The organism is Pseudomonas shirazica, assembly GCF_015168335.1.
GTDB classification, from domain to species: Bacteria; Pseudomonadota; Gammaproteobacteria; order Pseudomonadales; family Pseudomonadaceae; genus Aquipseudomonas; species Aquipseudomonas asiatica.
Map to the genome: position 1 here is coordinate 5,765,851 of NZ_CP063456.1, position 18,296 is coordinate 5,784,146.

An 18,296-nucleotide genomic window follows, 5' to 3' on the forward strand; every position below is an offset into this window, starting at 1 on the left:
TTCAAGAGCTACCTATGCCCCACCTGCGTCCCTACAAAGTTGCACTCAACGGTTATGGCCGTATCGGCCGCTGTGTCCTGCGCGCGCTGTTCGAGCGGGGGGCAAAGGCCGGTTTCGAGATCGTCGCGCTGAACGACCTGGCCGACCAGGCCAGCCTTGAATACCTGACACGCTTCGACTCCACCCACGGGCGCTTCCCCGGTGAGGTGAAGGTCGATGGGGACTGTCTGCATATCAATGGCGACTGCGTGAAGGTGATGCGCAGTGCCACCCCCGAGGGCATCGACTGGGCCGCCCTGGACATCGACCTGGTACTGGAGTGCTCCGGCGCCTACCACACCCGCGCCGATGGCCAGCGCTTCCTCGACGCCGGCGCGCCTCGGGTGCTGTTCTCGCAGCCGATGGCCAGCGAGGCCGATGTCGATGCCACGGTGGTCTACGGCGTCAACCAGGCCTGCCTGACCGGCAGCGAGCGCCTGGTGTCCAACGCCTCTTGCACCACCAACTGCGGCGTGCCGCTGCTGCGTGTGCTGGACCAGGCATTCGGTATCGAGTACGTGCAGATCACCACCATCCACTCGGCGATGAACGACCAGCCGGTGATCGACGCCTACCACCACGAAGACCTGCGCCGCACGCGCTCGGCCTTCCAGTCGGTGATCCCGGTGTCCACTGGTCTGGCGCGAGGCATCGAACGCCTGCTTCCGGAACTTGCCGGGCGAATCCAGGCCAAAGCGGTACGCGTACCGACCGTCAACGTCTCGTGCCTGGATATCACCCTGCAGACCGCCCGCGATACCAGCGCGGCCGAAGTCAACCGGGTGCTGCGCGAGGCGGCGCTGGAAGGCCCGCTGAAAGGCTTGCTGGCCTACACCGAGTTGCCCCACGCCAGCTGTGATTTCAACCATGACCCGCATTCGGCGATCGTCGATGCCAGCCAGACCCGTGTTTCCGGCCCTCGCCTGGTGAACCTGCTGGCCTGGTTCGACAACGAATGGGGGTTCGCCAACCGTATGCTCGACGTTGCCGAACACTATCTGCACGTCGTCCACCCAACCCGCAACAAACAGCCCTGAAGGACTGCATTCATGACCGTGTTGAAGATGACCGACCTCGACCTGCAAGGTAAGCGCGTACTGATCCGCGAAGACCTCAACGTGCCTGTGAAGGACGGTGTGGTAGCCAGCGACGCGCGTATCCTGGCAGCGCTGCCGACCATCAAGCTGGCCCTGGAGAAGGGTGCGGCGGTAATGGTCTGCTCGCACCTGGGCCGCCCGACCGAGGGTGAATTCTCCGCCGAGAACAGCCTCAAGCCGGTCGCCGACTACCTGAGCAAGGCCTTGGGCCGCGACGTGCCGCTGGTTGCCGACTACCTGGACAGTGTCGAGGTCAAGGCTGGTGACCTGGTGCTGTTCGAGAACGTGCGCTTCAACAAGGGCGAGAAGAAGAACGCCGACGAGCTGGCGCAGAAATACGCCGCCCTGTGCGACGTGTTCGTCATGGACGCTTTCGGTACTGCCCACCGTGCCGAAGGTTCGACCCATGGTGTTGCCAAGTTTGCCAAGGTCGCTGCTGCTGGCCCTCTGCTGGCAGCCGAGCTGGATGCCCTGGGCAAAGCCTTGAAGGCCCCGGCCAAGCCGATGGCGGCCATCGTTGCCGGTTCCAAGGTCTCCACCAAGCTGGATGTGCTGAACAGCCTGAGCTCGGTGTGCGACCAGCTGATCGTCGGTGGCGGCATCGCCAACACCTTCCTGGCCGCAGCCGGCCACCCGGTAGGCAAGTCGCTGTACGAGCCTGACCTGGTCGATACCGCCAAGGCCATCGCTGCCAAGGTCAGCGTTCCTCTGCCGGTCGATGTCGTGGTTGCCAAGGAATTCGCCGAGAGCGCCGAAGCCACCGTCAAGGCCATTGCCGACGTTGCCGCTGACGACATGATCCTGGACATCGGCCCGCAAACCGCAGCCCACTTCGCCGAGCTGCTGAAGTCGTCGAAGACCATCCTGTGGAACGGCCCGGTCGGCGTGTTCGAATTCGACCAGTTCGGCAACGGCACCAAGGTGCTGGCCAAGGCCATCGCCGACAGCGCTGCGTTCTCCATCGCCGGTGGCGGTGACACCCTGGCTGCCATCGACAAATATGGCGTTGGCGCCGATATCTCCTACATTTCTACCGGTGGTGGCGCCTTCCTCGAGTTCGTCGAGGGCAAGGTACTGCCGGCCGTGGCGATCCTGGAAGAGCGGGCCAAGGCCTGATGACGTCGGCGCTTGGCAAAGGGAGCGGCCTGATGGTCAAGCAATTGCCTGTGATGATGCTGGCTGGCCTGCTGAGCGCATGCGCCGGCAGCCCGTCCTCGGATACCGACCCGGCGCAGCCGCCCAAGGGCGGTTGCTACCAGTCCGAGTGGCAGGCCGAGACCGTGCCGGTAATCAGCAAGCGCGTGGGCCCGGAAGGCCTGGAAAAGTACGACGAAGACCACCAGCGCAAGGCGCCTGGTTGCCCTTGAACCCGGCATTTCGTCGGGTCGGGCAACCAAGCGGCCGCTGCATGGTCATCTAGAGGATATGTAATGAAAGCGCTTTTGGCCGTGACGGCCCTGGCGACACTGGCAGGATGCTCGCTGCTGAAGCCGGCGCAACCCGCTCCGGCAGACGACTGGACCCGCTGGGTCTGCGACACTCAGGCTGAAGTGCTGTGGCGCTTCGCCGATGTGCAGCGCGATCAGGTCGATGTGCGCCTTGGTGGCGGCGACCAGGTCTACCGGCTCAAGGCCGAGCCGGGTGCCTCGGGTGCGCTGTACAGCGATGGCATGCTGGCCTTCCATACCAAGGGCGAAGAAGGCCTGGTGTACTGGGTGGCAACCAACGATCTGATTGGGCGGGGCTGCAAGGCACCGTGACTGGCCGGGCCGCGAGGGTGGCCCACACTACTTGAACAGCAACCGCCCCTGCGGCAGGCTTGCACGAAACAAACGACGCTTGTCGGGAGAGAGATACACAATGGCACTCATTAGCATGCGCCAGATGCTGGACCACGCCGCCGAGTTCGGTTACGGCGTACCAGCTTTCAACGTCAACAACCTCGAGCAGATGCGCGCCATCATGGAAGCGGCCGACAAGACCGACTCCCCGGTGATCGTCCAGGCTTCGGCCGGTGCCCGCAAATATGCCGGTGCCCCGTTCCTGCGTCACCTGATCCTGGCGGCCATCGAAGAATTCCCGCATATCCCGGTGTGCATGCACCAGGACCACGGCACCAGCCCTGACGTCTGCCAGCGCTCGATCCAGCTGGGCTTCAGCTCGGTGATGATGGACGGCTCGCTGGGTGAAGATGGCAAGACCCCGACCGACTACGAGTACAACGTTCGCGTTACCCAGCAGACTGTTGCCATGGCGCACGCCTGCGGTGTTTCGGTAGAAGGCGAGCTGGGCTGCCTGGGTTCGCTGGAAACCGGCATGGCTGGTGAAGAAGACGGCATCGGCGCCGAAGGCGTGCTGGACCACAGCCAGATGCTGACCGACCCGGAAGAGGCTGCCGACTTCGTCAAGAAGACCCAGGTCGACGCCCTGGCCATCGCCATCGGTACCAGCCACGGTGCCTACAAGTTCACCAAGCCACCAACCGGTGACGTGCTGGCCATCGACCGCATCAAGGAAATCCACAAGCGCATCCCCAACACCCACCTGGTGATGCACGGTTCGTCCTCGGTGCCGCAAGAGTGGCTGGCGATCATCAACCAGTACGGCGGCGACATCAAGGAAACCTACGGTGTACCGGTCGAGGAAATCGTCGAAGGTATCAAGTACGGCGTGCGCAAGGTCAACATCGACACCGACCTGCGTCTGGCTTCCACTGGTGCCATGCGCCGCCTGATGGCGCAGAACCCGAGCGAGTTCGACCCGCGCAAGTTCTTCGGTGAAACCATCAAGGCCATGCGTGACGTGTGTATCGCTCGTTACGAAGCCTTCGGCACCGCTGGCAATGCCTCGAAGATCAAGCCGATCTCCCTGGAAGGCATGTACCAGCGCTACCTGAAAGGTGAGCTGGCCGCCAAGGTCAACTGATCTTCTGGTATTAATGAAAAAGCCCGCAGCGATGCGGGTTTTTTCATTTTTGGGTGTTAGAACCTTGCGCGGGCATGCCCGCGAAAAGGCCGGCACATATTCCCGGCAAAGCGACCGTTAGTCGGCTACCGTATAGTTGAGGCACTGATAGCGTTCTGATTGCATTGCGTGTTATCCGCTCAGGTCTAGAGTACTAGTGGATCCAACCGTATCTTGAAGTCGGTCACATAATAGAGAAGCAGCATGGATGGCGCTCAACCTCACCCTCAGCCACTGGATGGCAACTCGGTTCTTCTGGTGGTAGACGATTACCCCGAAAACCTCATCAGCATGCGGGCATTGCTGGCCCGTCAGGATTGGCAGGTGTTGACGGCAAACTCGGGGATGGAAGCCCTGGGTGCTTTGCTTGAACACGATGTCGACCTGGTGCTGCTGGATGTACAGATGCCGGAGATGGACGGCTTCGAAGTCGCCCGACTGATGCGCGGCAGCCAGCGCACTCGGCTGACCCCGATCATTTTCCTCACCGCCAATGAACAGTCCGAAGCGGCCGTGCTCAAGGGTTACGCCAGTGGCGCCGTGGACTACATGTTCAAACCGTTCGACCCGCAAATTCTCAAGCCCAAGGTCCAGGCCCTGCTCGACCAGCAGCGCAATCGGCGCATGCTGCAGCGCCTGACCCGTGAGCTGGAAACGGCCAGGGCTTTCAACGCGTCGATCCTGGAGAACGCTGCCGAGGGCATTCTGGTGGTGGATGCCCAAGGCATCATCAGCTTTGCCAACCCGGCCATTTCCCGTTTGTTGTCAGCGCCAGTCCAGCAGTTGCAGGGCGCCCATCTGCTCGATTTGGTGCAACTGGCCAGTGCCTGCTTGTGGAACGAGTCGGAGTTCTACCAGGCTTACTTAGGGGGGCGCATCTTCCGTGTTCACGATGCCCAGCTGCGCACCCTTGGCGGGGAGCTGGTGCCGGTGGCGTTGTCCTGTGCTCCACTGCCGGCCGAGCAAAAGGCCATGGTGGTCACCGTGCTGGACATGTCAGTGGTGCGCAACCTGCACCAGCAGCTGGAGTACCAGGCCGTCACCGACCCGCTTACCGGCCTGCTCAACCGCCGCGGGTTCTACCAGGCCGCCGAAGGTGCGCTGCTGCGCAACGAGCGCTCGGACAAGGCACAGGCGCTGATGTACATGGACCTGGATGGCTTCAAACGCATAAACGACTCGCTCGGCCACGACGCGGGCGACCGGGTGCTGCACTGGGTGGCCGAACAGCTCAAGGATTGCCTGGGCAGTGAAGCGCTGCTGGCGCGCATGGGCGGGGACGAGTTCACTGCACTGTTCGACAGCCTGCCTTACCCGGAGCAGGCTGGGCGCTATGCCGAGCGGTTGCTGGAACGCATTTCCATCAGCCACCAGGTGGAAGGGCTGGATGTGAGCCTTGGGGTGAGCATTGGCATCGCCACTTATCCGGATTGCGGGGCCAATGTCGAAGGCCTGCTGCGCGCGGCCGATGCGGCGATGTACGCAGCGAAGCAGGCCGGGCGCCAGCAATATCGCTTCTACGATCAGGAACTCAATGGCAGGGCACGTTCGCGGCTGATGCTCGAGGACAGCGTACGCACGGCCGTGGAGCAGCAAGACTTCACTCTGGTTTATCAACCGCAGGTCGGCTTCATCGATGGCCGCCTGCGTGGCTTCGAGGCCTTGTTGCGCTGGCAGCATCCCAGTGTCGGCGACGTACCGCCGGGGCTGTTCATCCCGTTGCTGGAAGAGGCGCGCTTGATCAACCGCCTGGCCAGCTGGATCTACCGCCAGGGCGCGGCCCAGCGCCAGGCCTGGTGCCAGCGTTTCTCGGCGGACCTGGTGCTGGGTATCAGCCTGAGCCGCGCGCAGTTCGCCATGCCCAGCCTGGTAGACGAACTGCACCGGGTCATCCAGCTTTACCAGTTGGACCCGGCGCAGCTGGAGGTGGAAGTGGCGGAAACCTCGCTGATGTACAACATCGATGCGGCGGTGAAACAGATACACCGCTTGCGTGAGCTGGGTGTGCGGGTGGCGCTGGATGACTTTGGTGCCGGCGACTGTTCGTTGCGCATGTTGCGCGACCTGCCGATCGATACCCTCAAGCTCGACCGCCACCTGGTGGCGCGCTTGCCCGACTCGGTGGTGGATGCCGCGCTGGTGCGCAGCGTCATCGGCCTGTGCCTCGACTACAGCATCACGGTGATCGCCGAGGGGGTGGAAACCCCGGCTCAGGCAGCCTGGCTCAAAGCCAATGGCTGTGAGTACGTGCAGGGGTTCCTGGTGGCTTACCCGATGACCGCCACGGATGCCAGCAGCTTCCCGGCGATTTTCTCCTGGCCGGGGCCATGATTGGCTAGAATCGGCATTCGTTACACCGAATGCAGCGCCATGACCGTATTACGATATTTGCAAGCTTATCCGCCGCACCTGCAGCAGCAAGTGCGGCAGATGATCGACAGCGACCGCCTGGGCGAGTACCTGCAGCGCCGCTACCCCGACCGCCATGACGTGCAGAACGACAAGGCGTTGTACGGCTATGCCCAGGATTTGCGCCAGCAATACCTGCGCAGCGCGCCGAACCTGGACAAGGTGCTGTTCGACAATCGTCTCGACCTGACCCATCGGGCCCTGGGCCTGAATACGGCGATATCAAGGGTGCAGGGCGGCAAGCTCAAGGCGAAGAAGGAAATCCGCATTGCCTCGCTGTTCAAGGAGGCCGCGCCGCAGTTCTTGCGCATGATCGTGGTGCACGAACTGGCACACCTGCGCGAGCGCGACCACAACAAGGCGTTCTACCAGCTCTGCCAGCACATGGAGCCGGACTACCACCAACTGGAATTCGACCTGCGCGTCTACCTGACCTATCGGGAGCTGCCGGGCAACTGTTAAGGACCACGCAGCATGGAAGTGAGCAAGACCAAGAGCAGCTTCTACCGGCGCCTGTACGTAGCCTGGCTGATCGACAGCCAGACCGCGACCAGCGTTCCGGCCCTGATGGAAGCGACCGGCATGCCCCGGCGCACCGCCCAGGACACCATTGCGGCACTAGCCGACCTGGATATCGTCTGCGAGTTCGAACAGCAGGAAGGCGCGCGCAACCACGCCGGGCATTACCGCATTCATGACTGGGGGGCGATCGACAAGCAGTGGATCATCCAGCATCTGCGGCAGGTTCGCGAAGTGCTGGGGTATCCCTGATCCACTGCGGGCTGCTTTGCAGCCCGGCGATCTCATCCCTTGCGCATCCCGATATGCGGAATGTCGTCCTCAAGATATTCCTCGCCCACCACAGCGAACCCATGCCGGGCATAGAACGCCTGCAAATGCGCCTGCGCCGACAGATAAACCGGCACCCCCGGCCAGCAATGCTCCGCTGCCTTCAACCCCTTGAGCAGCAAGGTATGCCCCAGCTTCAGCTTGCGCGCCGCGGGTGCAGTCACCACCCGCCCGATCACCACATCCCCACCCTGGGATTGCGGGTCGAGCAGGCGCAGGTAGGCCACCAGCTTGTCATCCTGCCAGCCCATCAGGTGCAGGGTATCGCCGGTCAGGTCTTGGCCATCGACTTCCTGGTAGGCGCAGCGTTGCTCGACCACGAACACTTCCGTGCGTAACTGCAGAATGGCGTAGAGCTGGTCCTTGCTGAGATCGGTGTGGTGCTTGCAAAGCCAGTCGATGGACATTGGTGCGAACTCCTTGAGTGGACCGTCGATCATCGCATGATGCACGTGCCACGGCCAAAATAGAGGCTAAATGACACTATTGGCCGCTGCCCTCGGCGACGCCTTTGTGTAATCTCATTGGCAGTGTGTGCCCTCCATTGCGAAAGGACGTGAGCATGCGGCCACTGCTTTGTGTTCTGGGATTGTTGGCAATGATGCTTGCAACACCCGCCCTGGGTCACGAAAAGCTGCGGCTGGTGGCCGACAATTGGCCGCCGTTCACCGATGCCAGCATGCCGGGCGGTGGCCTGGCGACCAGCATCGTCACCACGGCGCTGGCCCGGGCCGGCTACACCAGTGGGGTCGAAGAGGCTCCTTGGGCGCGGGCTCTGCTGGGGGTGAGCGAGGGGCGTTACGACGTACTGATCAACGCCTGGTACAACGACTCGCGCGCCAGCATCGGGCAGTTTTCCGAAGCCTACCTGGTCAACCGCATTCGCCTGTTGCAACGCAAGGGCGAGGCGTTTCGTTACAAGCGCCAGTCAGATTTGTACCCCTACAGCATCGCTGTGGTGCGTGATTACGCCTATTCTCCCGCGTTCGACCGCGACACTCGCCTGCACAAGGTGGCGGTGCGCAACTTTCCCTCTGCGGTACGCATGCTGGCGGCAGGGCGGGTGGACCTGGCGGTGGAAGACGAGTACGTGGCCCGTTACAACTTGCAGCGCGAGCTGCCGGAGGTACGCGATGGGGTGATGCTGGTGGAGCCGCCGTTGGGAGAGAACACCCTGCATATCCTGGTCAGCCTGAAAAACCCGGAGCATGCGCGGATCGTCGAGCGGTTCGAGCAGGCGATTGCGGCGATGAAGGCGGATGGCAGCTATGCGCGGCTCATGCGCCAGCATGGCTTTTGATCTATATCGCCTGTGCCGGCCTCTTCGCGGGTAAACCCGCTCCCACAGGTATTACACAGGACTTGAAACTTGTGGGGTTCCTGTGGGAGCGGGTTCACCCGCGAAGAGGCCGGCACAGACGATATTACAACTCAGGCCGGTGCACCTTCCTTGATCAAATGCGCTGCCAAGGTCCGCAGCGGCCCCAACTGCCGGCAGATCAACGCCAACTGCGTCTGTACCAGCCGCTGGTGCTCGTCCAGCTCTTCCGGCATCTGCTCCAGGGCATTGGCCAGCGCCTCTTCGGCATCACTGTGAATCGCCACTGGTAGCCGCGCGGCCAGGCCGTTGGCAATCTCGTCCAGGCTGCTGGCCAGGCTTTGCCCGGCACCTTCGATCAATTGCTCCTGCACCTCCGCCGGCAAGGCGGTGTCGCGGTGCGCGCCCAGCCCCGAGAGGTAGCTGAGCAAGGTATGCGACAGCACCAGGAAGCGGAAGCCGACGTCGGCCTCCTTCCGGAAATGCCCCGGCTCCATCAGCATGTTGGCCAAGGTGGTGGACAGCGCCGCGTCGGCGTTGTGGGCGTTGCGCCGGGCCAGGCGGTAGGCCAAATCATCGCGCTTGCCGTGGGCATACTGCTGCATGATCTGCCGCAGGTACACGCTGGCGCAGGCCAGCGTATTGGCCAGCGCCTTGTTCAGCCGTCGCCCCTGCCAGTCGGGAAGGAACAGGAACACCGCAAGGATGGCGATCAGGCTACCGACCAGGGTATCGAACAGACGCGGCAGGAACAGGCCATAGCCATCGCCGATCTGGTTGAAGCAGAACAGCACCATCAGGGTGATCGCGGCTGTTGCCAAGGTGTAACGGGTGGTGCGGTTGACGAAGAACACCACCCCGGCGACCACGGCGAACAACGACTGGATGACCGGGTTGGGGAACAGGTCGAACAATGCCCAGCCTACTGTCAGGCCGACGGCGGTGCCGGCTATCCGCTGCACCAGCTTGCGTCGGGTCGCACCGTAGTTGGGCTGGCACACGAACAGCGTGGTTAGGATGATCCAGTAGCCCTGAGTGGGGTGGATCAGGTGCACCATGCCATAGCCGATCGACAACGCCAGGGGTAGGCGCAGGGCATGGCGGAACAGCAGCGAGGTCGGCGTCAGTTGGGTGCGCAGTCGGGTCCACACATCCTTCAGCGAGCGTGGCGAGCGGTCGAGCAGGCTGCTATCGCTGGTGTCGGCCAGGCTGTCCGGGTTGCTGGCGGCGCTGAGCAGGCGGTCGAGCGTCGCCAGGTTGGCCGCCAGTGCCCGCAGCGAGCGAAGCAGGCCACGCCAGGCCGGGTTGTTCTGCGTGCGCAGGTGTTCCAGCGAGGCGTTGAGGTCTTCGAGGGCTTCGGGATAACCGCTGGCCAGCACGAACGGCTGGCGCAGGCGGATCGATCGGGCCAGCTCCTGGCAGGACGAGCCCTGTTTGCGTAGCAGGCGCTGGCAGCGGAACATCACGTCGCTGTGGAAAAAAGCCTCGGTCAGGGCGTTGTAGGGATAGTGCGAAGCACTGACCCGTTCATGGATGTCCTGGGCCAGGAAGTACAGCTTGAGGTAGCGGCTGACCTTGGAGTTCGGCTGGCTGTTGCCCACCCGGTGCAGGATGATTTCCTTGGCCGCGTTGAGCGCCGCCACCACCTTGCCGTTCTGCTGGGCCAGCTCCAGGCGCCGGGCTTCGACGTCTAGGGTGCGGACGGGTTCGAACAGGCTGGCCTTGAGCTTGAGGTAGCTGCCCAGCTCGAAAAACAGCTTGGCCAGGCTCTGCTGCACCGGCTGGTTGGAAAACAGCGCCTGCCACAGCACCGACAGCAGCCCATACCAGGCTGCGCCCGCCACCAGCAGTAGCGGTTCGTGCCAGAAATCGGTGACTTGGCCGCCGCGCTGGTCCACGCCGATCATGGTGTACACCGCAGTGATCAGGGTCGCTGAAGCGATGGCACCATAGCGTTCGCCCAAGGCACCGAGCATCGTCAGGCCAAAGGCCGCCAAGGCCAGGGCAATGACGAATACCCACGGGTAGGGGAACAGCAGTTCGACCGCCAGTGCGGCGATGGCAAAACACACCAGGGTGACGGCCAGGGCGCTGAGGCGGCCCTGCCAGCTGTCATCGGTTTCGGCCAGGGCGCTGGCGATGATGCCGAGGAACAGCGGAATCAGCAGGGCCATTTCGTTCTGGTACCAGCACAGGGCCAGGCTGCCGGTGAGGGCGATGGTGACCCGGATGCTGTAGCTGAACTTGTCTTGACCCCACAGGCGACGCAGTGACTGACGGAACGAGCTCGATGACATGATGGCCTGCTAGGCAGTGATCAGAGAAATACCGTTCGAGGCCGTGTCATTGGGGCCGCTGTGCGGCCCATTCGCGGCACAAGGCCGCTCCTACAGTCGATCGCGTCCCCTGTAGGAGCGGCCTTGTGCCGCGAATGGGCTGCATGGCAGCCCCATGCGAATTTCGGCACTCCCAGCACGGGCCAGCAAGAAGCATTCCGTGCTGCTGAATGGATTCTACTCTACACGAACTGCGCCGCGGCGTTGGCGGAGGCCCAGGCCCACTGGAAATTGAAACCGCCCAAATGGCCAGTCACATCCAGCACTTCACCAATGAAATACAACCCAGGGCTTTTCAGCGATTCCATGGTCTTGGACGACACCTCTCGGGTATCCACGCCGCCCAGGGTCACTTCGGCAGTGCGATAGCCCTCGGTGCCGGCCGGTACCACCTGCCAGTTCGCCAGCTTCTCGGCGATCTGTGCCAGTTCCGCCGGTGTGTACTGCTTCATGGGCCGGGACTCGAACCACTGCTCGGCCAGCAGGTTGGCCAGCTTGCGGGTAAATACCTCGCCCAGCACGGTTTTCAGCTCGGTGTTGGCGCGTTCGGCCTGCATCTGTTGCAGCCAGGTCAGTGCATCACGGTCGGGCAGCAGGTTGATCTCGACTGTGTCGCCTGCTTCCCAGAACGAGGAAATCTGCAAAATCGCCGGGCCGCTGAGGCCGCGGTGGGTAAACAGCAGGTTCTCGCGGAAGCTGGTGCCGTTGCAGCTGGCGGTGCAATCCAGCGATGTGCCGGACAACTCGGTGCACAGTGCCTTCAGTTGGGGCTCGGTGATGGTGAACGGCACCAGCCCGGCGCGGGTCGGCAGCAGGGTGTGGCCGAACTGGCGGGCCACCTGGTAGCCGAAGCCGGTGGCACCCAGGGTCGGGATCGACAGGCCGCCGGTGGCGATCACCAGCGACTGGCAGGCGAACTGGCCGCCGCTGGTCTGCAGCAGGTAGCCCCCTTCGGTCTTCTCGATCTGCTCGATGCTGGTGTGCATGCGGATCTCGGCGCCGGCCTCATCGCATTCGGCCAGCAGCATGTCGAGGATGTCACTGGCCTTGTTGTCGCAAAACAGCTGGCCGAGTTTCTTCTCGTGGTAGGCCACGCCGTGCTTGCACACCAGCTCGATGAAGTCCCACTGGGTGTAGCGAGCCAGGGCCGACTTGCAGAAATGCGCATTCTGCGAGAGGAAGTTGCCCGGCTCGGTATACATGTTGGTGAAGTTGCAGCGGCCGCCGCCGGACATGAGGATTTTCTTGCCCGGTTTGTTGGCGTGGTCGAGCACCAGTACCCGGCGGCCACGGCGGGCGCTGAGCTGTGCGCACATCAGGCCGGCGGCGCCGGCGCCGAGGATGATCACGTCGGTGGAGTGCACGGTGTTACCTCTTCAGGATTGCTGGGGGCTGCTTTGCAGCCCTCTCGCGACACAAGGCCGCTCCTACAGGAGTTTGCGATCCCCTGTAGGAGCGGCCTTGTGTCGCGAAAGGGCCGCAAAGCGGCCCCAAAATTAGGTCAGACGATGCGGACTTTCAGGGAGCGCCCCTTGATCTTGCCGCTGTTCAAGCGCTGCATGGCCTGCTTGGCCAGCGGTCGCTCCACGGCCACGAACGCCTGGAAATCGAAGATCGCAATCTTGCCCACCTGCTTGCCGGGGATACCGGCATCACCGGTCAACGCCCCGAGGATGTCACCCGGGCGCAGCTTGTCCTTGCGCCCGGCAGCGATGCACAGGGTGCTCATAAGCGGCAGCAGCGGTTCGCCACCCTTGTGCTTCAGGCTGTCCAGCTGGTCCCAGCGCAGCGGGCTCTTCTGCAGGTCTTCGATGGCCTGGGCGCGGTGGCCTTCGGCCGGTGCCACCAGGCTGACCGCAATGCCTTTCTCGCCAGCACGGCCGGTGCGGCCGACACGGTGCACATGGATTTCCGCATCACGCGCCAGTTCGACGTTGATGACCATGTCCAGGCCATCGATGTCCAGGCCGCGGGCGGCCACATCGGTAGCCACCAGCACCGAGCTGCTGCGGTTGGCGAACATGGTCAGCACCTGGTCGCGGTCGCGCTGCTCCAGGTCGCCATGCAGGGCCTGGGCAACGATGCCCTTGGCGGTCAGGTGGGCGACCACATCCTCGCACTGCTGCTTGGTGAAGCAGAACGCCACGCAGGACTGCGGGCGGTAGTGGCCGAGCACGCGGGTGACCGCCTCGAGGCGCTGTTGCGGGTCGATCTCGATGAAGCGCTGCTCGATCTGATTGTCGGCATGCAGGCTCTCGACCTTGACCTGTTGCGGGTTGCGCATGAAGTCGGCGGCCAGTTGCTTGATGCCGGCCGGGTAGGTGGCCGAGAACAGCAGGGTCTGGCGGCGCGACGGGGTCTTGCCGATGATGCTGGCGATGGCATCGAAGAAGCCCATGTCGAGCATGCGGTCGGCCTCGTCCAGCACCAGGGTGTTCAGCCCGTCGAGCACCAGGGTGCCTTTGTCCAGGTGCTGCTGGATGCGCCCTGGGGTGCCGACGATGATGTGTGCGCCGTGCTCCAGCGAAGCGATCTGCGGGCCCAGCGAAACGCCGCCGCACAGGGTCAGGATCTTGATGTTGTCCTCGGCGCGGGCCAGGCGGCGCAGCTCCTTGGCCACTTGGTCGGCGAGTTCGCGGGTAGGGCACAGCACCAGCGCCTGGCAACCGAAGTAGCGCGGGTTGATCGGGTTGAGCAGGCCGATGCCGAAGGCGGCGGTCTTGCCGCTGCCGGTCTTGGCCTGGGCGATCAGGTCCTGCCCCTTGAGGATGACCGGCAGGCTCTGGGCCTGGATCGGTGTCATCGAGGCATAGCCGAGGGCGTCCAGGTTGGCCAGCATGGCAGTGGACAGCGGCAAGGTGGCAAAGGCGGTGGATTCGGTGGTCACGAGGCGGGCCTGCGGTGCGAAGCGAAAAATGCCGCATAGTCTACCAGCCTCATGGCCATTCACCCTACGACTCCATGTGTTGTTCCGGACGACGGGCACGCCTTCCGTCCGTCGGCGACAGCTGCAGGAATATTGCCGCCGCCAGCATGGCCATCACGCCGATGGTAACGAAGGTCAGCTGGAATGCACCCAAGGTGGTTTCCACACCGTCGGCGTTTCCGGCTGCGGTAAAGCCGCCGAGCAATGCCCCTGCACATGCCACGCCCAGGCTCAGGGCCAGCTGCGCGACCACCGACAACAGGCTGTTGCCGCTGCTGGCGCTGGCGTCGTCGAGGTCGATCAGGGTTACCGTGTTCATCGCGGTGAACTGCATCGAGTTGACCGCGCCGAGCAGGCCCAGCTGAATCAGCAGCACGGCATAGGGCGTCTGTTCGTCGACCAGCCCGAGGCTGGCCAGCAGCAGGCCCAGCAGCAGGGTGTTGCCGGTGAGGATGATGCGGTAGCCAAAGCGTTCGATCAGTGGCCGGGCGATGGACTTGGCCAGCATCGCCGCAGCCGCCAGCGGGATCATGCTCATGCCGGCCTGGGCCGGCGAGTAGCCCAGCGCCACTTGCAGCAGCAACGGCACCAGGAACGGCAGGGCGCCGCTGCCCAGGCGGGCGAACAGGTTACCGAGAATACCGATGGCAAAGGTGCGCACGCGGAACAGGCTGGGTGAGAACAACGGCTCCGGGTCGCGCCCGGCGCGCAGCCAGTAGGCCGCCAGGCAGGCCATGCCGGCGAACAGCAGCAACATCACCCGCAGGTGCGGCAGGTGCAGTTCGCCCAGGCCTTCCATGGCGATGGTGATCAATACCATCGCTGCGCCAAACAGCAGGAACCCAGGGCCGTCGAACGTGGTGCGCTCGGCGCCGCGCAGGTCGGGGATGAACTTCCACACGGCATAGCAGCCGATCAGGCCGACCGGCAGGTTGAGCAGGAAGATCCAGTGCCAGCTCAGTATTTCCACCAACCAGCCGCCAACCGTCGGGCCCAGTAGCGGCCCGAGCAGGCCGGGGATGGTGATGAAGCTCATGATGCGCACCAGCTCGGTGCGCGGGTAGGCACGTAGGACTACCAAGCGCCCGACCGGCAGCATCAGCGCACCGCCCAGCCCTTGCACGACACGGGCAAAGATCAGGAAACCGAGGCTGTTGGCGGCGGCGCACAGCAGCGAGCCGAAGCTGAACAGCAGGATGGCGCTGAAGAAGATGCGCTTGGTGCCGAAGCGGTCGGCGATCCAGCCTGAGGCGGGGATCAGCAGGGCCACGGTGAGCATGTAGGCGATGATCACGCCCTGCATGCGCAGCGGGTCTTCGGCCAGCGACCGGGCCATGGCTGGCAGTGCGGTGTTGAGGATGGTGCCGTCCAGGGACTGCATGAAAAAGGCGATGGCCACCACCCAAGGGATCCAGCGGGCGGTGACAGGGTCCAGCGGGGTGCGTTCGGGCATGACTTCCTCGTTTGTCAGTGCCGGCCCTTTCGCGGGCACGCCCGCTCCCACAGGTATCGCACCGCATCCGATGATGGTGCAATACCTGTGGGAGCGGGCATGCCCGCGAAGAGGCCGGTAATGCCTATCACAGTGTCAGGGTCAGGCCTTTGACCAGTGCCCCCGGCAAATGACTCGACCCGGTACTGCGCTGTCCATAGGTACTGGTCGACAGGATCATCTCGCGCTCGCTTGTCAGGTCCTCCAGCTGGCTGCCGAGCAAGCTGTACAGGCTGTCATCGAAGCGCATGGTGCTCACCGGGCCCTGGATCTGCCCGTTCTCCACCCAGAAGGTGGCGAAGCGGGTCAGCCCGGTCATGCGTGCCGCCGGCAGGTCGGAATAGTTCAGGTACCACAGGTTGCTGATGTACAGCCCGGTACCGAGCCGCTCCAGAATCTGCTCGCTCGGCAGGCTACCTGTTGCCAGGCTCAGCGCACACGGTGACTCGTAACTATCGGCGCCATTGGCCAACAGCTCGAACTCGGCCGCACTGCGCGCACTGATCAATCGCTGCCGGGCCTCGCCTTGCTGGATCAACGGCACATCCAGGCGCGGCGAGCCTTCATCGGAAAACGCAGGGCTCAGCGAACCGCTGACCTGCTCGGTGAAACTCACCAGTGGGCTCAGCCGCGCATCGCCGTTGTACAGGCGCTGCAGGGCACTGTTGCCAGTGGCCAGGGCCTGTGCGGAAAAACCGTCCCAGCACAGCATGCCGGCTATTTCGTCCATGGCCGCCGGGGCCAGGTAGGCGCGGTAGCTGCCAGGCTTCAGCGTGACGGCAGGGCGGCCAAGGAAACCCAGCTGTTCCCGCGCCTGGCGCAGGCGTGCGGTGAAGTCGTCGGCGCTCCACACTTGCCCGGCATAATTGGCCTTCACCGCCTCGCCGTTTTCGTGGAACAGGCTCCAGTCGAAGTTGAAGCTGTTGGCCTGGTGCCAGCCGAAGGCCCCGAACGAGCTGGCGAAGCCCCGGCAGATGGGGCCGGCGGCGTAGATGCCGACAAGGTCAAGGTCGCCGGCTTCGCGCTCGAGCAAGGTCAGCACATCGCTCAGTTCGGGCAGCGGCTGCTCCTGCTGGCTGTGGCTGTGCCAGGCGCTTTCGTCCAGGCGCAGGTACGGATCGACCGCCAGCAGTGGCAAGGTCTGGCGCAGTTGCTCCAGGGCCGTGAACAGACGCTGGCTATCCAGTTGCGTGTCACCACTCAAGGTCACCTGTTGCTCTGCCTGGCGGCCATCGCGGATCAGCCGCAGTTGCGCGCCGGCCTGGTTCACGGTGCCGGCCTGGCGCACCTTGGCATGGTTGAAACGCACGAATTGCGATTGTTCGGCGCTGTAGCCGAGGGTGAACTGTTCGTCCGTCTGCAGGGCTTTGCGCACATCCCCGACCAGGGTTTCGAAAGCGTGTTTCATCAGGCGTCTCCTCCGAATACGTCGATCTGGCGGAACACGCAGGCCGGCGAGGCATGCCCCACCCGTACCACCTGGTTGGGTTCGCCCTTGCCGCAGTTGGGCGTGCCCAGCACCTGGAAGGTACTGCTGTCGCCGACCGCCGCCAGGTTGCGCCAGAACTGCGCAGAGATGCCACGGTAATTGGGGTTCTTGACGATGCCCTTGAGCTCGCCGTTTTCGATCAGTTGGCCCCATTCACAGCCGAACTGGAACTTGTTTCGAGCATCATCAATGGACCAGGAACGGTTGGTGCGCATCAGGATGCCGTGCTCGATGCCTTTCACCAGCTGATCCAGGCTCTGGTCGCCCGGCTCGATGTTGAGGTTGGCCATGCGGTCGATCGGCGCACGGTTCCAGCCGCAGGCGCGGCTGTTAGCCACGCCGTCGAGGCCGGAGCGGAACTGCGACAGCGCACCACCCAGCGGGCGCAGCAGCAGGCCATCGCGGATCAGGAACTGCTTGCTGGCCTGGGTGCCGTCATCATCGAAGCTGTAGCTGGCCAGCTCTTCGCCGATGGTCGGGTCGAAGGTCACGTTGAGCAGCGCGGAGCCGTACTGCAGGTGGCCGAAGTCATCGGCTTTGACGAAGCTGGTACCTGCGTAGTTGCGTTCGTCGCCGAGAATGCGGTCCATCTCCAGCGGGTGGCCGATGGATTCGTGGATCTGCAGCATCATCTGGTCCGGCATCAACAGCAGGTCGCGCGGGCCGCTGGGGGTGTTCGGCGCCAGCAGCAGTTGCAGCGCCTCGTCGGCCACCCGGCGGGCAGCACCGACCAGGCCGCAGCGCTCGATGACCTCGAAGCCGCCCTGCTGGCCGAAGTTGTCGCGGCCCAGGCTGCGGCTCTGGCTGTCCTGGCCGTCGCTGGCGGTCACCCCCAGGCCCGGGAACAGGAAGCGCTGGGCGTGGCGTAGCTCGGCGCCGGCCGAGTTCAGGTAGGTCTGCTCGACCAGGCTCAGGCCCAGGCTGGCCTGCCAGTCCACCAGGCGGCTGTCCTTGGGCACGCTGGCCGATTCGGCAGCGAGCAGGCCAAGGCAGTCGGCAAGGTTGGGCACGGGTTGGTCGAAGTTGGGCGAAATGTGGTCGTGGCGTGCGCTGGTCACCGGTTGCTCGCGCAGGTCCAGCAGGTTGTATCGGGCGATCTGCCTAGCCAGCGCCTCGGCCTGCTCCAGGGCGCGCTGCAGGCCGGCCTGGGACAGGTCAGCGGTGGCGGCATAGGCTTCCACGCCATTCACCCGCACGGTGAGCATGGCGCCCTCGTCCTGGCTGAAGAAGGGTGGTTCCGCGACGTTGCGGCGAACCGACAGCGCCTGGTGCGACTGTTTCACATGGCGCAGGGAAAACAGCTCGGCCGTACTGCGCAGCGTGGCAAAGCGCTGGCGCAGCAGGGCGCTGGTATCGAACATGTGGAAGCCTCCGTGT

16 protein-coding genes are annotated in these 18,296 nt (G+C 63.9%); 9 read left to right on the forward strand and 7 right to left on the reverse strand.

From position 1 onward, the window contains the following. Positions 1-14 precede the first annotated feature (14 nt). From epd to IMX18_RS26560, 8 genes are all read left to right on the forward strand, one after another. Positions 15-1,076 carry an erythrose-4-phosphate dehydrogenase gene (gene epd / locus IMX18_RS26525; RefSeq protein ID WP_015272057.1) on the forward strand — a complete coding sequence of 354 codons (1,062 nt, stop codon included), beginning with the start codon at positions 15-17 and terminating at the stop codon, positions 1,074-1,076. A gap of 12 nt (positions 1,077-1,088) precedes the next feature. Next, positions 1,089-2,252 carry a phosphoglycerate kinase gene (locus IMX18_RS26530; RefSeq protein ID WP_217189980.1) on the forward strand — a complete coding sequence of 388 codons (1,164 nt, stop codon included), beginning with the start codon at positions 1,089-1,091 and terminating at the stop codon, positions 2,250-2,252. Further along, positions 2,252-2,503 carry a hypothetical protein gene (locus IMX18_RS26535; RefSeq protein WP_015272056.1) on the forward strand — a complete coding sequence of 84 codons (252 nt, stop codon included), beginning with the start codon at positions 2,252-2,254 and terminating at the stop codon, positions 2,501-2,503. The genes IMX18_RS26530 and IMX18_RS26535 overlap by 1 nt, the downstream gene beginning before the upstream one ends. 63 nt (positions 2,504-2,566) lie before the next feature. Then, positions 2,567-2,896, forward strand: coding sequence for an MliC family protein (locus tag IMX18_RS26540; protein ID WP_015272055.1), 330 nt, complete (start codon positions 2,567-2,569; stop codon positions 2,894-2,896). A gap of 100 nt (positions 2,897-2,996) precedes the next feature. Continuing rightward, on the forward strand, positions 2,997-4,061 hold the full coding sequence (gene fba / locus IMX18_RS26545; protein WP_015272054.1) for a class II fructose-bisphosphate aldolase: 1,065 nt from the start codon (positions 2,997-2,999) through the stop codon (positions 4,059-4,061). Positions 4,062-4,304: 243 nt separating this feature from the next. Beyond that, positions 4,305-6,431 carry a putative bifunctional diguanylate cyclase/phosphodiesterase gene (locus IMX18_RS26550; protein WP_054572173.1) on the forward strand — a complete coding sequence of 709 codons (2,127 nt, stop codon included), beginning with the start codon at positions 4,305-4,307 and terminating at the stop codon, positions 6,429-6,431. 39 nt (positions 6,432-6,470) lie between these two features. Then, a complete protein-coding gene (locus tag IMX18_RS26555; protein ID WP_003259625.1) occupies positions 6,471-6,971 on the forward strand; it encodes a M48 metallopeptidase family protein in 501 nt (166 codons plus the stop codon). 12 nt (positions 6,972-6,983) lie between these two features. Next, entirely contained in the window at positions 6,984-7,280 is a 297-nt protein-coding gene (locus IMX18_RS26560) for a winged helix-turn-helix domain-containing protein (protein WP_013974495.1), read from the forward strand. A 32-nt stretch (positions 7,281-7,312) separates the two neighbouring features. On the opposite strand, the gene IMX18_RS26565 is transcribed toward IMX18_RS26560, so the two are convergent. Then, positions 7,313-7,765, reverse strand: a complete 453-nt coding sequence (locus IMX18_RS26565; protein ID WP_054572172.1) for a GNAT family N-acetyltransferase — start codon at positions 7,763-7,765, stop codon at positions 7,313-7,315. Between the two features lie 155 nt (positions 7,766-7,920). Between IMX18_RS26565 and IMX18_RS26570 the strand changes: the two genes are divergently transcribed. Continuing rightward, on the forward strand, positions 7,921-8,658 hold the full coding sequence (locus tag IMX18_RS26570; protein ID WP_043935950.1) for a substrate-binding periplasmic protein: 738 nt from the start codon (positions 7,921-7,923) through the stop codon (positions 8,656-8,658). A gap of 131 nt (positions 8,659-8,789) precedes the next feature. Here the strand turns inward: IMX18_RS26570 and yccS are convergent, their stop codons facing one another. From yccS to IMX18_RS26600, 6 genes are all read right to left on the reverse strand, one after another. After that, positions 8,790-10,973: a YccS family putative transporter gene (gene yccS / locus IMX18_RS26575; RefSeq protein ID WP_054572171.1), complete on the reverse strand. Its 2,184-nt coding sequence runs from the start codon at positions 10,971-10,973 to the stop codon at positions 8,790-8,792. A 221-nt stretch (positions 10,974-11,194) separates the two neighbouring features. Continuing rightward, positions 11,195-12,376: a BaiN/RdsA family NAD(P)/FAD-dependent oxidoreductase gene (locus IMX18_RS26580; RefSeq protein ID WP_015272049.1), complete on the reverse strand. Its 1,182-nt coding sequence runs from the start codon at positions 12,374-12,376 to the stop codon at positions 11,195-11,197. A gap of 137 nt (positions 12,377-12,513) precedes the next feature. After that, positions 12,514-13,851, reverse strand: a complete 1,338-nt coding sequence (gene dbpA / locus IMX18_RS26585; protein WP_230396947.1) for an ATP-dependent RNA helicase DbpA — start codon at positions 13,849-13,851, stop codon at positions 12,514-12,516. A gap of 112 nt (positions 13,852-13,963) precedes the next feature. After that, the gene (gene mdtD, locus IMX18_RS26590; protein ID WP_015272048.1) at positions 13,964-15,391 is read right to left on the reverse strand and encodes a multidrug transporter subunit MdtD; all 1,428 of its coding nucleotides are present in this window, start codon (positions 15,389-15,391) and stop codon (positions 13,964-13,966) included. A 127-nt stretch (positions 15,392-15,518) separates the two neighbouring features. Beyond that, positions 15,519-16,838 (reverse strand): TldD/PmbA family protein, encoded by a 1,320-nt coding sequence (locus tag IMX18_RS26595; RefSeq protein WP_100413004.1) that lies wholly within the window; start codon positions 16,836-16,838, stop codon positions 15,519-15,521. After that, entirely contained in the window at positions 16,838-18,280 is a 1,443-nt protein-coding gene (locus IMX18_RS26600; protein ID WP_054572169.1) for a TldD/PmbA family protein, read from the reverse strand. Before IMX18_RS26600 ends, IMX18_RS26595 begins: the two co-directional genes overlap by 1 nt. Between the last annotated feature and the right edge of the window lie 16 nt (positions 18,281-18,296).